Below are 21,569 nucleotides of genomic sequence, written 5' to 3' on the forward strand. Positions count from 1 at the left end.
ACCTCCCTTGCGGGTTAGCGCGGCGACTTCTAGTACAGCCAGCTTTCGTGATGTGACGGGCGGTGTGTACAAGGCCCGGGAACGTATTCACCGCGGCGTGCTGATCCGCGATTACTAGCGATTCCAACTTCACGCAGGCGAGTTGCAGCCTACGATCCGAACTGAGACCGGCTTTCTCCGATTAGCTCCCCCTCGCGGGCTCGCGACGGTTTGTACCGGCCATTGTAGCACGTGTGTAGCCCCAGACATAAAGGCCATGCTGACTTGACGTCATCCCCACCTTCCTCCGGTTTATCACCGGCAGTCTTTGCAGAGTGCCCAGCATAACCTGATGGCAACAGCAAACAAGGGTTGCGCTCGTTGCGGGACTTAACCCAACATCTCACGACACGAGCTGACGACAGCCATGCAGCACCTCTACGAGTGTCCTTGCGGAAGACCACTTTCGTAGTTTGTCACTCGCTGTTCAAGCCTGGGTAAGGTTCTTCGCGTTGCGTCGAATTGAACCACATGCTCCACCGCTTGTGCGGGCCCCCGTCAATTCCTTTGAGTTTCAGCCTTGCGACCGTACTCCCCAGGCGGAATGCTTAATGCGTTAGCTTCGGCACGGCAGGGATCGATACCCGCCACACCAAGCATTCATCGTTTAGGGCCAGGACTACCGGGGTATCTAATCCCGTTTGCTCCCCTGGCTTTCGCTCCTCAGCGTCAGTGTCGGTCCAGGATGTCGCCTTCGCCACCGGTGTTCCTCCAGATATCTACGCATTTCACCGCTACACCTGCAATTCCACGCGCCTCTCCCACACTCCAGCACAGCAGTTTTGGAAGCAGCCTCTGGGTTGAGCCCAGAGATTTCACTCCCAACTTGCCACACCGCCTACGAACCCTTTACACCCAGTAATTCCGAACAACGCTGGCCCCCCACGTCTTACCGCGGCTGCTGGCACGTAGTTAGCCGGGGCTTCTTCTACTGGTACCGTCACTCCTCTTGCGAGGCATTCGTCCCAGTCGAAAGGGGTTTACACACCGAAATGCTTCATCCCCCACGCGGCGTCGCTGCATCAGGCTTTCGCCCATTGTGCAAGATTCCCCACTGCTGCCTCCCGTAGGAGTCTGGACCGTGTCTCAGTTCCAGTGTGGCTGGTCGTTCTCTCAAACCAGCTACGGATCGTCGCCTTGGTAAGCCTTTACCTCACCAACTAGCTAATCCGACATCGGCCGCTCCTTGAGCGCGAGGCCTTGCGGTCCCCCACTTTCATCCGAAGATCGTATGCGGTATTAGCCCAACTTTCGCTGGGTTATCCCCCACTCCAGGGCACGTTCCGATGTATTACTCACCCGTTCGCCACTCTACTTGCGGGTTGCCCCGCTTTCACGTTCGACTTGCATGTGTAAGGCATGCCGCCAGCGTTCAATCTGAGCCAGGATCAAACTCTTCAATTTGATCTTAAAACTCTCGCTTGACGTCTTGACGTTATGACATCGTGCGAGCACTTAACTTTAAAGTTTCCATGCTTGAAAGCATGGCACTCAAAACCAAGCGCCCACACTTATCGGCTGTAATTTGTTAAAGAGCGTGGTTGCGGGGGCAGGATTTGAACCTACGACCTTCGGGTTATGAGCCCGACGAGCTGCCAGACTGCTCCACCCCGCGTCCGTTTAACCTTGAAACTATAACAGACCAGCGAGAAACCCGTCAAGGCAAATTCGGCTTTTTGAAGCAACAGGTGGCGTCTTTCACGCCATAAATTTCCGGCGTGTCAAGACCGACGCCGGGAAAGCGCAGTCAGAGCGGATTCAGCTCCTGTTCGAGGTTGCCGATATCTTCCAGCGGGGGCAATTCCTCGAGCGAGCGCAGATTGAGATCATCGAGAAAGGTTTTGGTCGTGCCGTAAAGCGCGGGGTGCCCGGGCGATTCGCGATGCCCGACGATATCAATCCAGCCGCGCTCTTCGAGCGCCTGCATGATATGAGTGGAAACAGATACGCCGCGAATCTGCTCGATGTCGCCGCGGGTGACCGGCTGGCGGTAGGCGATGATGGCGAGCGTTTCCATTGCCGCGCGCGAGTAGCGGGGCGGTTTTTCCGGGCTCAGGCGGTCCAGGTACTTCTGATACTCGGGTTTGACGCGGAAACGCCAGCCGCTTGCCACAGTGACGAGTTCCACGCCGCGCCCAATCCACTCCTGACGCAATTCCTCGAGCAGCTTGCGCAGCGTTTCGGTATCCAGCTCGTCTTCGAACAGTTTTTTAAGCTCATTGAGCGAAAGCGGCTCCCTGCTGGAAAGCAACGCCGTTTCCAGGATCAGCTTGATCTCCTTCAGCTCATACATAGGGCGCGGCGGTCTCGGACTGTTTCACGTAAATCGGGCCATAGGCTTCCTGCTGGGTAACGCTCAACAGGTTTTCGCGCGCCAATTCCAGGAGCGCAAGGAAAGTAACGACCAGTTCGGGCACGCCGCCCGCCACATCGAAAAGCTCGCCAAACTCGACAAATTTCCGGTCCTGCAAGCAGCGCAAAATGCGTGTCATGTGCTCGCGCACCGAGAGCTGCTCGCGAGTCACACGGTGATGGCGGTTTAACTCCACCCGGTTTAAGAGTTCCTGCCAGGCGTTGCGCAAATCCTCGGCAGCGACCTCCGGCAGGCGCTTCACCATCGCCTGCTCGATCCAGACTTCGATCAACGCAAAATCACGCACAGCTTGCGGCAACTGATCGAGGCGCAGCGCTGAGAGCTTGATTTGCTCGTATTCGAGCAGATGCCGCACCAGTTCGGCGCGCGGATCGACTTCCTCTGCCTCCGCTTGCGCTGGCCGCGGCAGCAGCATGCGCGACTTGATTTCAATCAGCACCGCCGCCATCAGCAGGTATTCCGCTACGAGCTCCAGCTGGTGCGACCGCATCATGTCCACGTATTCCATGTACTGGCGCGTAAGCTCCGCCATCGGAATATCGAGCACATTGAGATTATTCTTGCGGATGAGATAAAGCAAAAGGTCAAGCGGCCCCTCGAAGGTGTCGAGAAACACCTCGAGCGCATCTGGCGGGATATATAAATCCTGCGGCAATTCCAGCACCGGTTCGCCGTGCAGCTTTGCCACCACCGCTTCGGTCTCGCTCATTTGATACCCCTTCTGAGGTAAACATTCCGCCTCGGTCGCTCAAGCATAATTGAGCCCCATCGCCTGCTTCACGTCTCGCAGTGTCTCCTGCGCGAGCTTCTGCGCTTTCTCGCAGCCGTCGGCGATGATGTTGCGCACCAGCGTGGGATCGTCGAGATAAACTTGCGCGCGCTCGCGGATCGGCTTCTGCTCGGCCAGCACCGCATCAATCACCGGCTGCTTGCATTCAAGGCAGCCGATGCCGGCGCTGCGGCAGCCCTTTTGCACCCACTCCTGCCGCTGTGGGTCCGAATAAACCAAGTGGAACTGCCATACCGGGCATTTTTCCGGAGTGCCGGGGTCGCTGCGCTTGATGCGCGCCGGGTCGGTCGGCATGGTGCGGATTTTCTTGGTGACGCTGGCCGCCTCTTCGCGCAAAGTAATCGTGTTGTTGTACGACTTCGACATTTTCTGCCCGTCGAGGCCGGGCATTTTCGATGCTTCGGTGAGCATCGCCTGCGGCTCGATCAGAATCATCCGGCCCCCGCCCTCGAGGAAGCCAAACAGCCGCTCGCGATCACCCAAGGTGAGATTCTGCTGCCCGTTCAGTAACGCGTGCGCGGCGGCCAGCGCTTCATCATCGCCCTGCTCCTGATAGCGCGCGCGCAGTTCCTGGTAGAGCCTGCCTTTTTTCACCCCCAGTTTTCTAATCGCGCTTTTGGCTTTGGCTTCGAAATCCTTCTCGCGGCCGTAAACGTGATTGAAGCGCCGCGCCAACTCGCGTGTGAATTCGACATGCGGCACCTGGTCCTCGCCCACCGGCACGCGGCTGGCGCGGTATATCAAAATGTCCGCGCTTTGCAGCAATGGGTAACCGAGAAAGCCGTAGGTGCTCAAATCGCGGTCAGCCAGTTTTTCCTGCTGCTCCTTGTAACTGGGCACGCGCTCCAGCCAGCCCAAGGGGGTGATCATGGAAAGCAGCAAATGCAGTTCGGCATGTTCGGGCACGCGCGATTGAATGAACAAGGTCGCCTGCGCCGGGTCCACGCCGGCGGCAAGCCAGTCCACCAGCATGTCCCACACGTTTTGCTCGATGATTTCGGGCGTGTCGTAATGAGTGGTCAGCGCATGCCAGTCGGCGATAAAAAACAGACAGGGATATTCGTTTTGCAGCCTGATCCAGTTTTTCAGCACGCCGTGATAGTGCCCGAGGTGAAGACTCCCGGTCGGCCGCATGCCCGACAAAACCCTCTCAGCAAACATAATCCGCCAGGTTACCTTTTATAAGTTAAAAACTGAACCGATGAGCCGCATGAGCCCGCTCACTGGAGGCCAAAGAATCAGGCCGAGAATGCCGCTGAACAAAAGCAGCAGCAGAATTAACATGCCGTAGGGTTCGATGCGTGCGTAGCTGTAGGACAGGCGATGCGGCAGCAGGCTTACTGCGATTCTCCCGCCATCCAAGGGCGGCAGCGGCAACAGGTTCAACACCATGAGCACGACGTTGATTTGAATTCCGGCCTTGCCCATCAGTCCCATTGGCTGCGTGTAGCTGCTCTCTGGCAGAATCAATGCGAGTTTCAGCACCAGCGCCCAAAACAACGCCATGATAAAGTTCGCCCCCGGCCCCGCCGCAGCGACCCACAGCATATCCTTTTTGGGATGTCTGAGTGCGGAAAAATTCACCGGCACCGGCTTCGCCCAGCCAAACAAAATGCCGCTACCACCAAAAATTTTACTCAACAGCAGCAACACTAACGGCACGATGATGGTGCCGGTCATGTCGATATGGCGCAACGGATTCAGGCTGATGCGTCCCTGCGCATGGGCAGTGAAATCACCGAAATACCTTGCGACATACCCATGCGCCGCCTCATGCATGGTGATGGCGAAAATCACCGGCAGCGCCCAAATCGCAATCGTCTGGATTAAATCGCTCATGGATTTTTATTATCGTTCAATGCCAGCCGAACACCGCCGGATCACCCTTACCCGAGCGCAGCAGTACGGGAACATCTTTAATGAGATCCACCACCGTGGTCATCTCCACCCCGCATGAGCCGCCATCGAGCACCAGATCAACCTGATGCTCCAGGCGAGTGCGAATTTCGTGCGGGTCATTAAGCGGTAGCTCATCGTTAGGCAAAATCAAGGTGCAGCTTAACAGCGGCTCGTTCATCTCAGTGAGCAAATCCAGCACCACGGGATGCTGCGGCACGCGCAGGCCTATGGTTTTGCGTTTAGGGTGCTGCAAGCGCTTGGGCACTTCGCGGCTTGCGCGCAGTATAAAGGTATAGCTGCCCGGCGTGCAGGCTTTCAGCAAACGATACTGACGGTTGTCCACTGCCGCATAGTGAGAGATTTCCGATAAATCGCGGCACACCAGCGTGAAATGGTGTTTCTCATCCACGCCGCGGATTGAGCATATTCGCTCCAGCGCAGCCTTGTCGCCCAGATGGCAGCCGAGCGCATAACAGGAATCGGTCGGATATACAATCACGCCGCCGTTCCGCACTATCGCCGCCGCCTGACGAATCAGCCGCGGCTGCGGGTTATTGACGTGAACCGAAAAAAATTGCGCCACGCAGAAACCCTTTACGGAAAGGCGCCGACGCCGGCGACGGACTTTAACCCGGCGAGCCGCCGCCACACCGGCAAGCAATCCAGCGGCAATTCGGGCAATTGACCAATGTCGCGACGGCTCTCGCCCGGCCCGTGGTAATCCGAGCCGGCTGAGGCATACAGTTCAAACTCTTTCGAGTAGCGGGCAAATACCGCGTATTGCTCGGGCGTATGACTGCCGGTCACCACTTCCACCGCCATGCCGCCCAGTTGCTTGAACTCGGCGAGGAGCTGCCGCATTTGTTTGCTGTTTAATGGATAGCGCCCCGGGTGCGCCATGACCGCCAAACCACCGCTTTGTTTTATCCAGGTTACGGCGTCGGCCAGCGCCGCCCAGCGGTGTTCGACATAACCCGGCCTGCCCTGCGCCAGAAACTTCTTGAACACGCTCTTCACATCGGCGGCGTGTCCCTGCTTCACCAGATAACGCGCAAAATGGGTGCGGCCAATTAAATGGGGATTTTCCGCATGGGCGTAGGCGCCTTCGAGTGCGCCGTGAATTCCAGTTTTTTCCAGCTCTGCCGCAATTTTTTCCGCGCGCAGGGCGCGGCTCGAACGCACAGTCTGCAGCCCCTGCAATAAAAGAGGATGCCGAGGATCAACATCCAGGCCCACCACATGCAAAGTCTGGCCGTTCCAGGTGGCTGAAATTTCCACTCCGTTAATCAGATGCACGCCAAAGCGCAGAGCGGCCTCGCGCGCCGCCGCAAGTCCGCCGATATCATCGTGGTCGGTGAGCGCCAGGACCTTGACGTCCCGCATGGCCGCCCGTTTTACCAGATCTTCTGGGGTTAACAACCCGTCGGAAACGGTGGAGTGGCTGTGAAGGTCGATGTTGAGCATGATTAAGGAACCTCTGATTAAGTCCTGCGCGTGACGCGTTGCGGACGAGGAACGGCTGGATGCAAGGCGCGAGGGCGAAGCGCTACTGAGTAGTAACGCAAGCCCGAGCCGCCCTCATCCTAACCTTCTCCCCAAGGGAGAAGGAACGAACGCCCCCTCTCCCGCTTGCGGGAGAGGGATGGGGTGAGGGTTCGCCGCAGGCGGCCGTTCATTCGCCGCAACCTGAATGGGACGGGGCTGCCGCGATACGGTGAGCGAAGCTTGGGTGCGGGAGCGGCAGCATGAGCGCCCCGTTTAACGCTGTCTTTTGCGGCAGCTCGCGCCCCTTCCCGCTCCAGGCCCGCCGACACGGCGTTGGCGGAGCCATCCGGAGCGGAAGGCGGGCCAATGGCGCGCTTCCCGCAAACAGCTAGCTTTGCCAGTAACGTGTCCGCGCGCCCTGCGCGAATCCGAGTCCGGGGCGCCCGGCCGCCAGGCTTTGTCGCTCGTCGCTTATTGGGCAACCACCCAACGGCGCACCTCGCTTCGCGCCCGACAACCGGAAAACACACCGTCGCGCACGTGTAGGGCTTAATCAGAGGTTCCCAATGTCAGATAATAACAAAATGCCCGACTAATGAAAAATACTCCCATGAACTTCACGCGTGCTTTATGGTCATTTTCGCAGACCTAATTGACGGAGGAACAACACCATGGCGCAGTTTTCCCGCAGCAGCATTGTTCCCGCTCTTTTATTGGGTTTGGCTTACATGAGCACTGTGACCCCCGCACTCGCAAACACCTGCTCAGCCAAGAGCGGCGAGCGCCGGGTTACGCTGCTCGAGCTCTACACGTCCGAGGGCTGCAACAGTTGCCCTCCCACCGAGGAATGGGTGAGCAAGCTGCCCGCCAAGGGACTCGCCAGCGACCGGCTGATTCCCCTGGCCTTCCACGTGGATTACTGGAATTACCTGGGATGGCGCGATGTGTTTTCACAGGCGAAATTCGCCGAGCGCCAGCGCCAGATGGCGCAAATCAACCGCACGAGCTTCGTCTACACCCCGCAACTGGTGTTGAACGGGAGAGATTACCACCGCGGATTCGTGTGGGACGATACAAGCGAGAAAGTCAAGGAAATCAATAATCAAAAGCCGCTCGCCGACATCAGCCTCACCATCGACATGCCCGACACGGGGCGGCTGCATGTTTCCGGAAAAATTAGCGTGCCCGGGACCTTCGAGCGCCAAAATGCACAGGCATACCTCGCGCTTTACGAAAACAATTTGAGCAATGCCATCAAAGCCGGGGAAAACAGCGGGCGCACGCTGCATCATGATTTCGTGGTGCGCGAACTGGTGGGCCCGATTCCGCTCGACTCCGAGGGCCATGCGCAGCTTCAGCAGGTCTTCAATTTGCAGCGTGGCTGGAAATGGCAGGATGCGGGCGTGGTGGCCTTCGTGCAGAACGGCCGCAGCGGCGAGGTACTGCAGGCATTAGCGCTCGTCGGGTGCAAATAGCGCGGTTATTTCACGTATTTCTTTTGAAAAGCCTGATTGATTCGGGTGCTGTTTTTGCCATGGCGCCCGCTTTCACCAACTGAACGAACCTCTCGGCTTCCACCGGCGGACTGAAGAAATACCCTTGGGCAAAATCGCAGCCATGCGCGCTCAGGAAACTGAGCTGGGTGTTGCTTTCCACGCCTTCCGCTACGACTTTCATCCCGAGGCTCTTCGCCAGCGCCAGAATGGCGCGGACGATCGCGGTATTGCCTTCGTCGGTCGTGATGTTGCGCACAAACGACTGATCGATTTTCAGAATGTCAAGAGGAAAGCGCCCCAGGTAACTTAAGCTTGAATAGCCGGTGCCGAAATCGTCTATGGCAATGGCGATGCCTTGCGATTTGAGTGTGTTCAGGACGGCGATCGCATTTTCCGCGTTTTCAACCAAAACGCTTTCGGTGATTTCCACTTCCAGCTGGTTTGCCGGAACACCCGTTTGCAGCATGATTTCGGTTATCCTGTCGCAAAGATCCTGCTCGCGCAACTGGTAAGGCGACAAGTTCACCGCCACATGCAGCTCGTGCCCCGCGTTGTGCCAGACACAGATTTGATTGCAAGCCGTACGCAACACCCATTCCCCAATGGGCACGATCAGTCCCGTTTCCTCGGCGATAGGAATGAAGATTTCCGGCGAAACCAGGCCCAGTTGCGGATGCTGCCAGCGCAACAGCGCTTCGGCGCCGATGATGCGCCCGCTGGCGACATTGACTTTCGGCTGGTAATAAAGCCTGAGCTCATTGCGCTGAACTGCCGTGCGCAAACCATTTTCAAGCACGATGCGCTCGCGCACCTTGGCGTTGAGATCGTCGGTGAAAAAACGATGGTTGCTGCGGCCAAGCTTTTTGGCGCTGTACATCGCCGTGTCGGCGTGTTTGATTAACGCATCCGGCTCGTCGCCATCCGCCGGATAAATGCTGATGCCGATGCTGGCGGAAGTAAACAACTCTTGCCTGTCGATGGTCAGCGGACGGGAAAACTCCTCGAGAATCATCTGCGCGATACTGCTTACGTGCTCGACGGTTCCGGCATTGTGGAGAATCACGGTGAATTCGTCGCCGCCCAGCCGCGCGATGGTGTCCCCTTCGCGCGCGCACTGCTTGATGCGCCTCGCCACCTCCATTAGCAGCAGGTCGCCCGCATGGTGGCCGAGCGATTCATTGACCATTTTGAACTGGTCCAGATCAATTAGCATCACTGCCGCGAGATAACCGTTGCGGTGCGCTTGCGCGATCGCCTGGCGCAAACGGTCTTCCATCAGCAGGCGGTTGGGCAGACCGGTTAATGCATCGTGATTGGCCAGATAGTTGAGTTGTTTTTCGGCATTTTTGCGCGGGGTGATATCGCGCGAGGTCAGCACGATGCCTTCGATGCCGTAATGATGCATGAGATTGGCGCCCACCCCCTCCAGCCAGATCCACGAGCCGTCGGCGTGGTGGAAGCGGAACTCGACCGGCAACACCTCACGGGAACCTTCCAATACCGAGTGAAACGCCACGCGCGTTCCCTCCACATCCTTGGGATGAATGGCATCAAACGGCGATTTGCCGATCAACGCTCCCGGCAGATAACCCAGAATGCGCGAAGCCGATGGCGTTTCGTAAATAGTGATGCCCTCGGCATCGTGGATGGTAATGATGTCGGTGGAATTCTGAATCAGCGCGCGAAATAGCTCCTCGCTCCCATGCAGGAGATGACGTCGCTTATGTCGAATGATTCCACTCGCCATGGACAAGGGACCTTAAAATAAAGCGTCAACCTTATAAATTTAGAGTTCTTCTTAAAGTTTACGGGGTGATTATCTGATTGGTAAGCCATTTTATGACTTTTGCTCAAGATTCGCAACTGTACGAGAACTAACGAGGCTGTGCAAAAACCCACTGTGGGGTCGCACATATCAAAAATCGATAGTCTCTGCCATTCCCTGGTGTCCGATCGATGCTTGTAGGCCGTTCTACGAGGTCGACTTGTCATTCAAACCCTAAAGGTAAATTCAAAGAGTTTTTTTGCACAGCCTCAACGGAGAGGGTAACCGGCAGGAAACAACTTTTTCTGGCTATCTCGCGTAAAGCAAATTCGGCAGCCACATGGCAATAGAGGGCACATAAGTAATGAGCAACAGATAGGCCACCATTACGATTAACCACGGCGCGAACGCCATGGTAGTCTCTGTGAGTCCCATTTTGGCGATGCTGCTCGCCACGTACAGGTTGAGCCCGACAAGAGGGTGCAGCAACCCGACTTCCATGTTGATGGTCATGACGATACCGAAGTGGATCGGGTCGATGCCGAGCCTCGTCGCCACCGGAAAGAGGGTGGGCGCGAGCAGTAACACGATGGAGGACGGCTCCATGAAGTTGCCGGCGATCAGCAGGATGAGGTTGCAGGCTAGGAGAAACGTCCACGTAGCAAGGTGTTGATCAATGATCCATTGCGCCATCGCCTGAGGAATGTTCTCGCTGGTCAGCAAGAATGAGAACAAGATCGCGTTGGTGATGATGTAAAGCAGCATGGCGCTCATGTTCGCCGATTCGAGCAGCACTCGGCCCACATCTCTGAGCTTCAGGTCTTTGTAGACGAATACGGCAACGATGAAGGCGTAGACGGCGCTCATCGCGACGGCTTCGGTCGGCGTGAACAGACCACCGTAGATCCCGCCGATGACGATGAAAATCAACAGCAAACCCCAGATGGCTTCCCGGAAAGAAACTAAAATCTCCTTGAAGCCCGCGCGTTGCATGCGCGGGTAGTTATTGCGCTTGGCGATGATCCAGGTGATGCCCATCAACAACGCGGCGAGGAGAATGCCCGGAATGATGCCCGCAATGAAAAGTTTGCCGACGCTCGTATTAGTGCTTACTGAATAGATCACCATTACGATTGAAGGCGGAATCAGAATCCCGAGCGCCCCGCGGTACCGATGGCACCGACGCCGAAGCGCTTCGGATAGCCGGCCCGCACGGCCGCGGGAATCAGAATTGAGCCAATCGCGACGACGGTCGCCGGGCTGGAGCCGGACACCGCGGCGAACAGCGCGCCGGCGAACACGCCCGCCATGGCAAGCCCGCCGTGCAGGTGGCCTACGAGCGCCATGGCGAAACGGATCATGCGCCGCGCCACCCCGCCGGTTATCAGAAAGTTGCCGGCAAGGATGAAAAAGGTATGACCATGATGGCAAACGAATCGAGCCCTGAAAAAGCCGCTGCGACACGATTTCGATCGGTATCTTGGTCATGGTGAACAGAAACGTAAGCACGGTCAGACCGAGCGCGATCGAGATTGGCATGCCGGTAAGCATGAGCGCCAAGAGCAAGAAGAAGATAATCCAACCGTTCACGCTGCTCCTTTCTGCTCAAGCGGTCCGATACCTTCGACATGCGCCACCTCGTGCTTTGGCAGCTCGCCCGTGCAGTGAAATTTCCACGCAACCTGCAGAAAGCGGTAGCACATCAGCGAAGAGCCGAGAGGGACGGCGAGATAAATAATCCACATCGGCATCTCAAGGTCCGGAGAAACCTGCCCGGTGAGATAGATCTCATAGACGAACTTGCCGCCGAGCAATGCGACCGTCGCCGTGAAAAATGCGCCCGCCAGCAACCCGAACACAACAAAGAATCGCCGCTTCTTCTCCGAAACATGGTTGATCACGACATCTACGCCGACGTGGATGCCGGTGCGCACGCCATAGGCGGCGCCGAACTTCGCCATCCAGATAAAAAGATAAATGCAAAGCTCCTGCGCCCAGCTTAGATTAATGTGCCGAGTGTAATCCCAAACCCAAGGGATGCCGGAAATGTAGCGATGAACAATGGCAACAAAAATGACGAGCGTCGCCAACGCCATTAAGACGGCAATCAGCCACTCTTCAAGGTGATCGAGGACGCGGTTGAACATCAGGATTCGGGATTCAGGGTTCAGGATTCAAGAGATTCCTTGGCGGGACGCCCGGCAGCCGGTTCCCCACTCCCGAATCCCGGCTCCTGAATCCTGCTTTTTATTTTTTGCGTTCTTTTTCGACTTGGGCGGCGATATTGTAAATGGCGTAAATCAGGTCTTTGCCGACCACGCTTTCAAACTGGGTATGCACCGGAAGCAACGCTTTTTGCCAGGCCAGCCGGTCTTTATCCGGCAGGATGTAAACTTCGGTGGTTTTCTCCGCACGCACCGCGGCCAGCGCGTCATCTTTTCCTTTTGCGCGATTTCACGCTCGTATTTGGTGACCTCCTGCATCGCCTGCTCAAGTATGGCGCGAAGGTCGGCGGGCAAGCCTTCCCAGAATTTCTTGTTGGTGATGACGGCGTAGCCGAGGTAGCCGTGGTCGGAAATCGTCAGATGTTTCTGCACCTCGTGCATTTTCTGTGTGTAAAGGTTGGACATCGGGTTCTCGGTACCATCCACCACGCCTTGCTGCAGCGCAGTGTAGACTTCGCTGAAGGCCACCACCTGCGGATTCGCGCCCAAAGCGCGCATTTGCGCTTCCAGTACTTTCTGCTTTACAACAGCCTTTTACGCGGCCAACTTTTAGGATTCCTCCTGGAATACTTCCGCGCGCTTCTTGCTGATGGTCGGGGCCAACACCAGCACCATGGCGACGGCCGCGATCGCCAGCATTGTCGCGCTGATGGGGCGCGCCACGAAGACCACCGGATTGCCGTGGGAGATGAGCAACGCGCGGCGGAGGTATTCTTCCATCATCGGACCGAGGATGAAACCGAGCAGCAATGGCGCCGGCTCGCAATCCAGTTTGGTGAAGATGTAGCCGAGGAGTCCGAACAGCGCCATGAGGTAGACGTCGAACACGGTGTTGTTCAGGCTGAACACGCCGATGGCGCAGAACACCAGGATCGCCGGAAACAGGAAGTGGTACGGCACCATGATTATCCGCACCCAAATTCCAATCAACGGCAGATTCAACACGATCAGGAACAGGTTGCCGATCCACATGGATACGATCACGCCCCAGAACAGCGCCGGTTGTTCGGTCATCACCAACGGCCCGGGTTGAATGCCGTGGATGATCATGGCGCCGATCATTAGCGCCATGACCGGATTGGATGGAATGCCCAGGGTCAGCATCGGGATGAAGGAGGTCTGGGCGCCGGCATTGTTGGCCGACTCGGGCGCGGCGACACCTTCGATGGCGCCCTTGCCGAACTCCGCCGAGTGCTTTGAGACTTTCTTCTCCAGCGCGTAGGCGGCGAACGAACCCATGATGGAGCCGCTGCCGGGCAAAATTCCGACAGCCGAGCCGAGTGCGGTGCCGCGCAGAATCGGTGCGATCATGCGCTTCCAATCCTCCTTGGTTGGCATCAAGCTGGAAATATTTTTCACCATTAGCGACGGGGTATTCTCGTTCTCCAGGTTACGCACGATTTCTCCGAGACCGAACATGCCCATGGCGACGACCACAAAGCCGATGCCGTCGAAAAGATCCGGCACGTCGAAGGTGTAACGCGGCATGCCCGAGTTCACGTCGGTGCCGACCAGACCGAGCAGCAGTCCGAGTACGACCATGCCGACGGCGTGCAGCAGCGAGCCGCGGGCCAGGATCACTGACGCGACCAACCCCAGCACCATGAGCGAGAAGTAATCGGCCGGACCGAACTTGAGCGCGACTTCCGCCAGCGGCGGTGCAAACAATGCGAGCAGGAAGGTCGCCACCGTACCGGCGAAAAACGAACCGATGGCCGCGGTCGCCAGGGCCACGCCAGCGCGGCCCTGGCGCGCCATCTGGTATCCGTCCAGCGTCGTGACCACCGACGCCGCTTCTCCCGGTACATTGATAAGAATGGACGTGGTCGAGCCGCCGTACTGGGATCCATAGTAGATGCCGGCCAACATAATCAACGCCGTTACCGGTGGCAGCGTATATGTGACCGGAAGCAGTATCGCGATGGTGGCGGTCGGCCCGAGTCCTGGCAGCACGCCAATCAAGGTGCCGAGGAAAACGCCCACGAAGCAATAAAGAAGATTGGTCAGGGTCAAGGCCGTGGCAAAGCCCAGTCCAAGATTGTCGATTAGTTCCATGACAACCCGCGCTTATCCGCCAAACCAGGAACCCAGCATCGGCAGCGGAATCCCCAGACCTTTTATGAACACCAGCACGCAGAACACCGTGAGTCCGACGGCGAGCGCAATAGAGTGTCCCCAACGAAACTTGACGCTGGCATAGGCGCTCATCAGCACCAGCACAAAGATGGCGATGACGATGCCTGCTCCCCGCACGAGAAGACCGAACAGCACCGTCGCCACCGTAACCAGCGCGATCCCTTTATAGGCGAAGACACCGATCGATTCCCCCGCTCGTAGAAACGAACGCACGATCGCGGCCAGGCCGATCAGCGCGAGCAGTGCCCCGAGCAAAGTGGGGAAATACGCCGGCCCCATTTTGGTGGCGCTGCCCATGCCGTAATCTTTGCCGATGACGACGGCCGCCAGTCCGATGGCGGTGTAAATAACGCCAGCCCAGAAATCTTTAGGATTGCGAATCACGGGTGTTATGGCTGGATTTCATCCCGAACGAAACGTGTTTTTTTCGAACACGGCGGCGATCGGTGACACATGACCACCGCCATGACGGGCAAGCAGTAGCGAAACGACTAGTCCGCGTACACACCGGCCTGCTTGATGATCGGCCCCCACTTCTCGATCTCGGCCTTGAGCTGGGCACGCAGGGCTTCGGGCGTTGCGCGGTTTTCGGCGACTGGCTCGGTACCGAGTTCGGCAAACCGCTGCGCCACGGTCGCGTCCTTCAGCGCTGCCTTCAGTGCCTTGTTGAGCTTTTCGATGATCGGCTTGGGTGTGCCCTTTGGCGCATACAGCCCATGCCAAACCACCACTTCGAAGTTGGGCAGCCCGGCTTCATGCAAGGTCGGAACGTCCGGCAGCGACGGAACGCGAGTCTTGGTGGTGACGCCGTAGACCTTGATCTTGCCGCCCCTGATCTGGCCGGTGGTGTTGGTGGTCTGGTCGCACATGAAGTCCACCTGACCGCCGAGCAGATCGTTCATCGCCGGGGCCGTGCCCTTGTACGGCACCGTCGTCAGGTCGGTCTGGATCGCGGTCATGAACAACATGCCGCATAGGTGCGACGCGGCGCCCAGACCGGCGTTGGCGTAGGTCACCTTGTCCTTGTTCGCCTTTACGTACGCGATCAGCTCCTTGAGATTATTCGGCGGGAAATCTTTCCTGGCGACGAGTGTCATCGCCACGTCGGTCACCAGGCCGATCGGTTCGAAGTCATCAACGGCGTTGTATGGCAGCTTTCGGTACAGCGCCGGTGCAGTCGAGTGACCGATATGGTGGATGAAGATCGTATACCCATCGGGCGCCGAGCGCGCGACCCGAGCGGCGGCAATGGTGCCACCGGCGCCGCCCACGTTTTCCACGATCACCTGTTGCTTCAGTTCCTTGCTCATTACCTGGGAGATGAGCCGGGCTACCGTGTCGGTGGGACCGCCGGCCGAAAACGGCACGACCATGGTAATGACCTTGGACGGATACTCGTCCGCCGCCTGCGCAACCGGCCACCCAAATGCCGTGACCAGACCTACTATCAGTAACTGCAACAATCGTCTGTTCATTGCTATTCTCCTAAAAGGGTTATGAATTATTGATAGGGGCAGACTAAGCATGACGCGTTGCTGTACAGCTACCAGTATAGTTGACCTGCCAATTAACTGACAAACCCTTCTGCCCTGCCGTTGCCTGGTAGTCACAATCAATACCGATTCCCGGGACGCACACCAAGTGCTCCCCGCTGAAAAGCAACGGCAGCCGAGATCTTTCCCAAGGCGCAATTTTGGACTCCTGCAGCAGGTCTTTCAGGGTGCGTCTAGGCCGCTTGCAATCCGGGCGCAGTTTTTCCCCACCACGTCGCACGCGGATAGTGACCGGCTCTTGCATGAGCTTGGCGTAATCCATGCCTTTACCTTGGGTGCAGTGCAACGCCATCACGCCACCCAGTTCGCTGATCTCCAATTTCTCCTCGCCTTGCCATCTCAGGCAAAACTTTGGGTCAAGGGCGGGGTGGGCACGGCAAACATAAACATTGCCTTTGAAGCGCCGCACTTCCAGTTCGCCTAACGCAACGCGTACTTTGGCATCCTCCCGCGCGTGAGCAATTTGCCGCAAAATCTCGTCCAGTCTTTTTGCGCTGGGCATGAGCAGCCCGATTTGCGCAAAGTAATAGCGCAGCAAGTTCCTGGCCCGCGCCGGAGCCAGCTCGCGCAGCGCCGCCGCCTTCAACTTGCCGCCTTGCAATGCAGCGCGTGAATCCAGTTCCGCCAATTCATCAAGCAAGTCGGCGGCTTCGGCAAAATGCCGGCCGGCTCTTCCCAGCGTTTCACGATAAGCGGGAAAATGTTTTTCAACTACGGAAAACACCTTGTGCCGCAGGAAATTGCGGTCAAGGCGGGTATTGTCGTTGCTTTCGTCTTCAATCCATTTCAGTTTTCGCGATTTGGCATAGCGCTCGATTTCGGAGCGCGGCACGTCCAGTAGAGGTCGGAGGATGCAAAGCCCGGCTTTGCGAGTCCCGAATCCCGAATCCACAATCCTGATGTCCCGCATCGCGCTTGAGCCCTTAACGCCGCTGCCGCGCAGCAATTGCAGCAGCAAGGTCTCCGCCTGGTCATCCAGATGATGCGCGAGCACGATATAATCCGCAGGCTGCTTGCGGTAAACTAGATAGCGCGCTTGACGCGCCGCAGCTTCCAAACCGATTTCACGAGCGCCGGAAATTTTCACTTTGGCCACCCGCAGAGTAACACCGCAAGCCCCGCACTGGCGCTCGCAAAATCTCGCCCAGCTCGAAGCGTTGGGGCTTAATTGGTGATTGACGTGAACGGCGGACAGTTTGAAACGGAGTTTCCTTGAGAGCGACTTGAGAATATCCAGCAGCACCATCGAATCGATGCCGCCGCTCAAACCGAGGACCAGATGGTGCGCGGGTTTTATGGTTTTAGCGAGAACCCCTGCAACATGGGCGCGCAGGTCACAACGGGGCGATTTCTTTGAACTTGCCATAGCCCATCAACCGCTCGAAGCGCGCGCGCAGCAATTCATCGAGGGATTTGTCCTGCAATTGCTTGAGCGCGTCCTGCAGCGCTTTTTTCATAAGCTGCATCATTTCCTCGTGATTGCGGTGCGCTCCGCCCAGCGGCTCGTTAATGATTTTGTCGACGAGGCCCAGGGTTTTCAGACGCGTCGCGGTAATCCCCAGCGTTTCCGCGGCGTCCGGCGCCTTGTCAGCGCTTTTCCACAGTATGGAGGCGCAGCCTTCGGGGGAAATCACCGAATACGTCGCGTATTGCAGCATCAGGATCGTATCGCCCACCGCAATCGCCAGCGCACCGCCGGAACCGCCTTCGCCAATCACGGCGCAGACAATCGGCACCCGCAGTTCCGACATCACGTAAAGATTACGGCCGATGGCTTCCGACTGCCCTCTTTCTTCCGCGCCCACGCCGGGGTAAGCGCCGGGTGTATCGATAAAGGTCAGCACCGGAACGCCGTATTTTTCAGCGGTCTTAATGAGCCGCAGCGCCTTGCGGTAACCTTCGGGACGCGGCATGCCGAAATTGCGGCGGATTTTTTCCTTCGTATCGCGGCCCTTCTGATGGCCGATCGCCATCACTGTCTGGCCGTTGAAGCGCGCGAGCCCGCCGACAATCGCCGCATCATCGGCGAAGCGGCGGTCGCCGTGCAGCTCCTCGAAGTCGGTGAACAGGTTCTGAACGTAATCCAGCGTGTACGGGCGCTGCGGATGACGCGCCACCTGCGAAATCTGCCAGGCGGTGAGCTTGGAATAAATTTCCTTGGTGAGCGCCTGGCTTTTTTTCTGCAGGCGGTTTATTTCTTCGGAAATATCCAGCGCCGAGTCGTCCTGAACATAGCGCAGCTCTTCGATTTTCGCCTCGAGTTCCGCGATCGGCTGCTCGAAATCCAGAAACGTCGTTTTCATAAATAACGGGTGATTTTGGTTGGGCTAATGATACAGGATTTCAGCCGCGACCGAAGCAGGCTACCAGCCCAGCCCACCGCCCTGCCCGCGCAGATCATTTCCGGCCTCGGCGCGCCCTGTAAGTTTGTTGATATAAACCGCCTGCATATTGCCCCAGCGCCTTCCGCTTTTGAAAATAACATGGCCTTTGGCTTGCAGCTTTCGAATCCACTCTTCGGAAAACCCTCGCGGTTCGATTTCAATCCGGTCAGGCAGGAATTGATTATGATAGCGCGGCAGACCCAGCATCGCGTCCAGATCAAACCGTGGTGCGCCCGCATAATCGAGCAGCGCCAGCAGCAGCATGCTGATGATGCGCGAGCCGCCCGGCGTGCCCAAAATCAGAATGCCGCGCTCGTCCTCGACAAAAGTCGGCGACATGCTGGATAGCGGTCGTTTCCCTGGAGCGATCTCATTCCCGTGAAAACCCTGCAGGCGGTAGGCATTGGGAACGCCCGGAGCAACCGAAAAATCGTCCATTTCATTATTGAGCAAAACGCCGGTATTCCCCGCCACGAAACCGCTGCCGAACGGCGTATTGATGCTCAAGGTCGCGGCCACCCGGTTGCCTTCCTGGTCCACGATGGAAAAGTGCGTGGTATTGGCCCCTTCGCCGATTGCATCCGGTATTTCGCCCAACTTGACGCTCGGCGTGGCATGCTCAGGATCGATGGTTACAGCGCGTGCAGCCGCATAATCCTTGCTCAGCAGCCGCTCGACCGGGACGCTCACAAAATCCGCATCGCCCAGATAGCGCGCCCGATCCTGATAGGCGCGGCGCAGCGCTTCCGCCACAAAGTGGGCCTGGGTTTCCGCGTTCGCCGTCTCGAAAGGAAGCACGCTCAGGATATTCAGGCTCTGCGCCAGGGTGAGCCCGCCCGCGGAAGGCAAAGATGCTGTGGTAATCTTCAGCGAACGGTAAGTGAATTGAACGGGCGGGCGTTCTATCACCCGGTAATTCTTGAGATCATCCGGCTCCCAAATTCCGTCACCGGCTTGCACCGCCGCAACCATCTGTTGCGCGATCCTGCCTTGGTAAAAACCGTCGGCACCTTTGCTTGCAATCGCTTGCAGGGTTGCGGCCAGCTCTTTTTGCTTTAACACGAAACCCGCCTGGGGCACGGTGCCGTAATCCAGAAACAAACGCCGCCCTTCCCCGGTAAGCTGGCTTTGAAAACGCCGCGCTAGCGCCGCATAGCGCGCATCGACCGCAAAACCCGAACGGGCGTAGCGAATGGCGCCAGCGAGGCTCACTTTCAGCGGCAGCCTGCCGTAATGCCTGGCAAGATAGTCCAGCGCGGCGGGCGTGCCGGGAATGGCCGCCGCAATCGGCCCGCGCAGCGAGGCCTTGGAAATGACCTCGCCCCGCTCATCCAGATAAAGCGAAGGGGCGGCTTTCCCCGGCGCGGTTTCACGCGCATCGAGCATCACCTCTTTGCTATCGTTTGCTCGATGCAAAAGCCAGAACCCCCCTCCGCCCAGTCCGGAAGAATAAGGTTCAACCACCGCTAGCGACGCTGCTACCGCCACCGCGGCGTCAAAGGCATTGCCGCCTTTTTTGAGAATCTGGTAACCGGCTTGAGTGGCGAGAGGATGAGTGCAGGCTATCGCCGCGTTGGGAAAATGTTCGGGAGGCGCCGCCGGAAAAACCGCAAGCGGCAAAAGCGCCGACCACAGAACGATGAACCGGCACAGGCGCATCAAGCCCGGACTTTCAATGAACCGCGCCAATACCGAAGAACCGTTTGATTTTTTCGAGGATCTCGCCGCGCTGCTGCGCGATTTCGGCGGCGCTTTTCTCTACGCTCATGTTTTGCCGCATGCGTTCCAGGGCAACGCGGCGCGTAGCGAGGATTTGCGAAATTTCCCCGGCAATGTCGGGACGCGCGCGCAGGATGTCTTCAAACGCGCTCTTGTCGAGGCGGTAGCATTCGACATCAGTTTTCGCGATCACGCTGGCGCGCCGCGGGTCGCCGGTCATCAACCCCATCTCGCCGAAGAAACTGCCGGCGGGCAGCGTATCCAAAACCAGCTTTTCGCCTTCCGGCGTATCCAGCACCACTTCCGCTTCACCCAAAGTCATGATGTACAACCAATGCGCAATCGCGCCCTGCCTGGTCATCACGTCGCCCCGGGCGAACGGCGCATACTTCAGCCGCTGCGCCAGGGTGCGCAGCTCTTCATCACTAAAATCTTCAAACAGGTCGACATTCTTCAACGCAGCAAAGCGGCGATTGAGTTCGCGCGACCGCGCCATCTGCTCGCGCTGCTCGTCCTGTTTGATCACACGCACACTTTGCTCAGAAAGCGCAAAACGCAAGCCGACGCGCTGCAAGGCGGCGTAAATATGCGCACGCACCGCCGAGTCAGTGACGTCGTCATAGAGCAAATCGGTAAGCCAATAACGCAGCGCGTAGCGTCCCGAGCCGCTTTCAAATTCCATCAGAATGCAGCTCGCCGGCGGCTGTTTCGCCACGTGCGCAATGTCCGCCTGGTTGATGGCCGGCTCCACTACACTAATCACGCGGGAAGGCGCGACGCCGATGTCGATGCTGAACAAAATCCAGCGCCGCCATTGCTCCGGCTGGCCGCTCTTGCGCCCGAGCACGGTGAATTTGTTTTTCATGAGCTGGCTGTTGGGAAAGACTACCGTTTCCCAGTTGCGTGTCTCGATGGTAGTCGAGCGCCAGCGGATTTCCATGACCCTTCCAACCAGATCATCCACCTTGATCCAGTCGCCGGGCCGGATGGAATTGTCGAGCTGCAAGGCCAGTCCGCCCAGCACATTGCCGAGCGTGTCCTGCATGGAAAAGGCAACTACGCCAGTTATCACCGCCGAAGTGGCGATGATGCCGCCGAGATCCAGGCCCGCGTAGCGCAGTTGCACCAGACCCCATGCCGCGTAGGCGATGATAGTGAGGATGTCCTCGATGATGCGCGCCGTATGCAGCCGCACCAGCGGCAGCACGATGCGAAACACGAACAGCGCCGTCAGCTTAATCGCCGCGACACCGGTGGCGATGAGAAAAGCTTCGTGTAAAACCGAAGTGATGATACCGGAGAAAATGACTTGCAGGACGCCCGCGATCAGCATGCCCAAGAGGCTCACCAGGAAAAAGCGCAGGGCGCTGAGCACATTGCGCCGCTCCGCCGGACGGAAGCGCAGCAGCAAAACGGTCATCACCACCATCAGCACCAGCAGATAAGGTGCTTCCTGATGCGACAGCGTGGAGCGCACTTCTTCGGTAATCGCGGTCCAGTCGAAATTCACGGCAGCTCGTCTGAATTCAAGGCCAGTGCTTAATTTACCATGATTGCAGCGGCGGGGGCATGGCGTGCTGATTGCCAAAAAGCCCAGGCGGGATTTTTCACCCTGAACCAGGCGGCGTAAAGCGCGGCGACTTTCACATATTCGCCCTCGGCGTAACCCTAATAATCCGGGTTGTTTTGCAGCGAACAGGCGGC

The 21,569-nt window shown here is 57.8% G+C and carries 16 protein-coding genes, 1 tRNA gene, 1 rRNA gene and 2 pseudogenes; 1 reads left to right on the forward strand and 19 read right to left on the reverse strand.

Going from position 1 to position 21,569, the window contains the following annotated elements; all coding sequences use genetic code 11:
- The 8 genes from VHE58_00005 to VHE58_00040 form a co-directional block, all read right to left on the reverse strand.
- Positions 1 to 1,443 (reverse strand): 16S ribosomal RNA (locus tag VHE58_00005); the annotation flags it as partial.
- A gap of 134 nt (positions 1,444 to 1,577) precedes the next feature.
- Positions 1,578 to 1,654 (reverse strand) — tRNA-Met (locus tag VHE58_00010).
- A 132-nt stretch (positions 1,655 to 1,786) separates the two neighbouring features.
- Complete coding sequence (gene scpB, locus VHE58_00015) at positions 1,787 to 2,332, reverse strand: SMC-Scp complex subunit ScpB (GenBank protein HVS25697.1); 546 nt, start codon at positions 2,330 to 2,332, stop codon at positions 1,787 to 1,789.
- Positions 2,325 to 3,122 (reverse strand): segregation/condensation protein A, encoded by a 798-nt coding sequence (locus tag VHE58_00020; GenBank protein ID HVS25698.1) that lies wholly within the window; start codon positions 3,120 to 3,122, stop codon positions 2,325 to 2,327. Before VHE58_00020 ends, scpB begins: the two co-directional genes overlap by 8 nt.
- Positions 3,123 to 3,161: 39 nt before the next feature.
- Positions 3,162 to 4,364: a tryptophan--tRNA ligase gene (locus tag VHE58_00025; protein HVS25699.1), complete on the reverse strand. Its 1,203-nt coding sequence runs from the start codon at positions 4,362 to 4,364 to the stop codon at positions 3,162 to 3,164.
- Positions 4,365 to 4,382: 18 nt separating this feature from the next.
- Positions 4,383 to 5,042 (reverse strand): site-2 protease family protein, encoded by a 660-nt coding sequence (locus tag VHE58_00030; protein HVS25700.1) that lies wholly within the window; start codon positions 5,040 to 5,042, stop codon positions 4,383 to 4,385.
- Between the two features lie 16 nt (positions 5,043 to 5,058).
- A complete protein-coding gene (locus VHE58_00035) occupies positions 5,059 to 5,685 on the reverse strand; it encodes an L-threonylcarbamoyladenylate synthase (GenBank protein ID HVS25701.1) in 627 nt (208 codons plus the stop codon).
- An 11-nt stretch (positions 5,686 to 5,696) separates the two neighbouring features.
- On the reverse strand, positions 5,697 to 6,566 hold the full coding sequence (locus VHE58_00040) for a 3',5'-nucleoside bisphosphate phosphatase (GenBank protein ID HVS25702.1): 870 nt from the start codon (positions 6,564 to 6,566) through the stop codon (positions 5,697 to 5,699).
- A 692-nt stretch (positions 6,567 to 7,258) separates the two neighbouring features.
- On the opposite strand from VHE58_00040, the gene VHE58_00045 reads away from it, so the two are divergent.
- Complete coding sequence (locus tag VHE58_00045; GenBank protein ID HVS25703.1) at positions 7,259 to 8,062, forward strand: DUF1223 domain-containing protein; 804 nt, start codon at positions 7,259 to 7,261, stop codon at positions 8,060 to 8,062.
- A 10-nt stretch (positions 8,063 to 8,072) separates the two neighbouring features.
- Here VHE58_00045 and VHE58_00050 read toward each other — a convergent pair whose 3' ends face one another.
- The 11 genes and pseudogenes from VHE58_00050 to VHE58_00100 form a co-directional block, all read right to left on the reverse strand.
- Entirely contained in the window at positions 8,073 to 9,830 is a 1,758-nt protein-coding gene (locus VHE58_00050) for an EAL domain-containing protein (protein ID HVS25704.1), read from the reverse strand.
- Positions 9,831 to 10,157: 327 nt separating this feature from the next.
- Positions 10,158 to 11,438 (reverse strand): annotated as a pseudogene (locus VHE58_00055) (TRAP transporter large permease subunit).
- On the reverse strand, positions 11,435 to 11,995 hold the full coding sequence (locus VHE58_00060) for a TRAP transporter small permease (protein HVS25705.1): 561 nt from the start codon (positions 11,993 to 11,995) through the stop codon (positions 11,435 to 11,437). The pseudogene VHE58_00055 and the gene VHE58_00060 overlap by 4 nt, the downstream one beginning before the upstream one ends.
- A 100-nt stretch (positions 11,996 to 12,095) precedes the next feature.
- Positions 12,096 to 12,589 (reverse strand): annotated as a pseudogene (gene dctP / locus VHE58_00065) (TRAP transporter substrate-binding protein DctP).
- A gap of 33 nt (positions 12,590 to 12,622) precedes the next feature.
- Positions 12,623 to 14,128: a tripartite tricarboxylate transporter permease gene (locus tag VHE58_00070; protein ID HVS25706.1), complete on the reverse strand. Its 1,506-nt coding sequence runs from the start codon at positions 14,126 to 14,128 to the stop codon at positions 12,623 to 12,625.
- 12 nt (positions 14,129 to 14,140) lie between these two features.
- Positions 14,141 to 14,593 (reverse strand): tripartite tricarboxylate transporter TctB family protein, encoded by a 453-nt coding sequence (locus VHE58_00075; GenBank protein ID HVS25707.1) that lies wholly within the window; start codon positions 14,591 to 14,593, stop codon positions 14,141 to 14,143.
- 107 nt (positions 14,594 to 14,700) lie between these two features.
- The gene (locus tag VHE58_00080; protein ID HVS25708.1) at positions 14,701 to 15,582 is read right to left on the reverse strand and encodes a tripartite tricarboxylate transporter substrate binding protein BugD; all 882 of its coding nucleotides are present in this window, start codon (positions 15,580 to 15,582) and stop codon (positions 14,701 to 14,703) included.
- A gap of 145 nt (positions 15,583 to 15,727) precedes the next feature.
- Complete coding sequence (tilS, locus tag VHE58_00085; protein HVS25709.1) at positions 15,728 to 17,128, reverse strand: tRNA lysidine(34) synthetase TilS; 1,401 nt, start codon at positions 17,126 to 17,128, stop codon at positions 15,728 to 15,730.
- Positions 17,097 to 18,065 (reverse strand): acetyl-CoA carboxylase carboxyltransferase subunit alpha, encoded by a 969-nt coding sequence (locus tag VHE58_00090; protein HVS25710.1) that lies wholly within the window; start codon positions 18,063 to 18,065, stop codon positions 17,097 to 17,099. Before VHE58_00090 ends, tilS begins: the two co-directional genes overlap by 32 nt.
- A 60-nt stretch (positions 18,066 to 18,125) precedes the next feature.
- Positions 18,126 to 19,835, reverse strand: coding sequence for a gamma-glutamyltransferase (ggt, locus tag VHE58_00095; protein HVS25711.1), 1,710 nt, complete (start codon positions 19,833 to 19,835; stop codon positions 18,126 to 18,128).
- Positions 19,819 to 21,375: a mechanosensitive ion channel family protein gene (locus VHE58_00100; GenBank protein ID HVS25712.1), complete on the reverse strand. Its 1,557-nt coding sequence runs from the start codon at positions 21,373 to 21,375 to the stop codon at positions 19,819 to 19,821. Before VHE58_00100 ends, ggt begins: the two co-directional genes overlap by 17 nt.
- Between the last annotated feature and the right edge of the window lie 194 nt (positions 21,376 to 21,569).

This window comes from Burkholderiales bacterium, from assembly GCA_035543335.1.
Taxonomy (GTDB): domain Bacteria; phylum Pseudomonadota; class Gammaproteobacteria; order Burkholderiales; family JAHFRG01; genus JAHFRG01.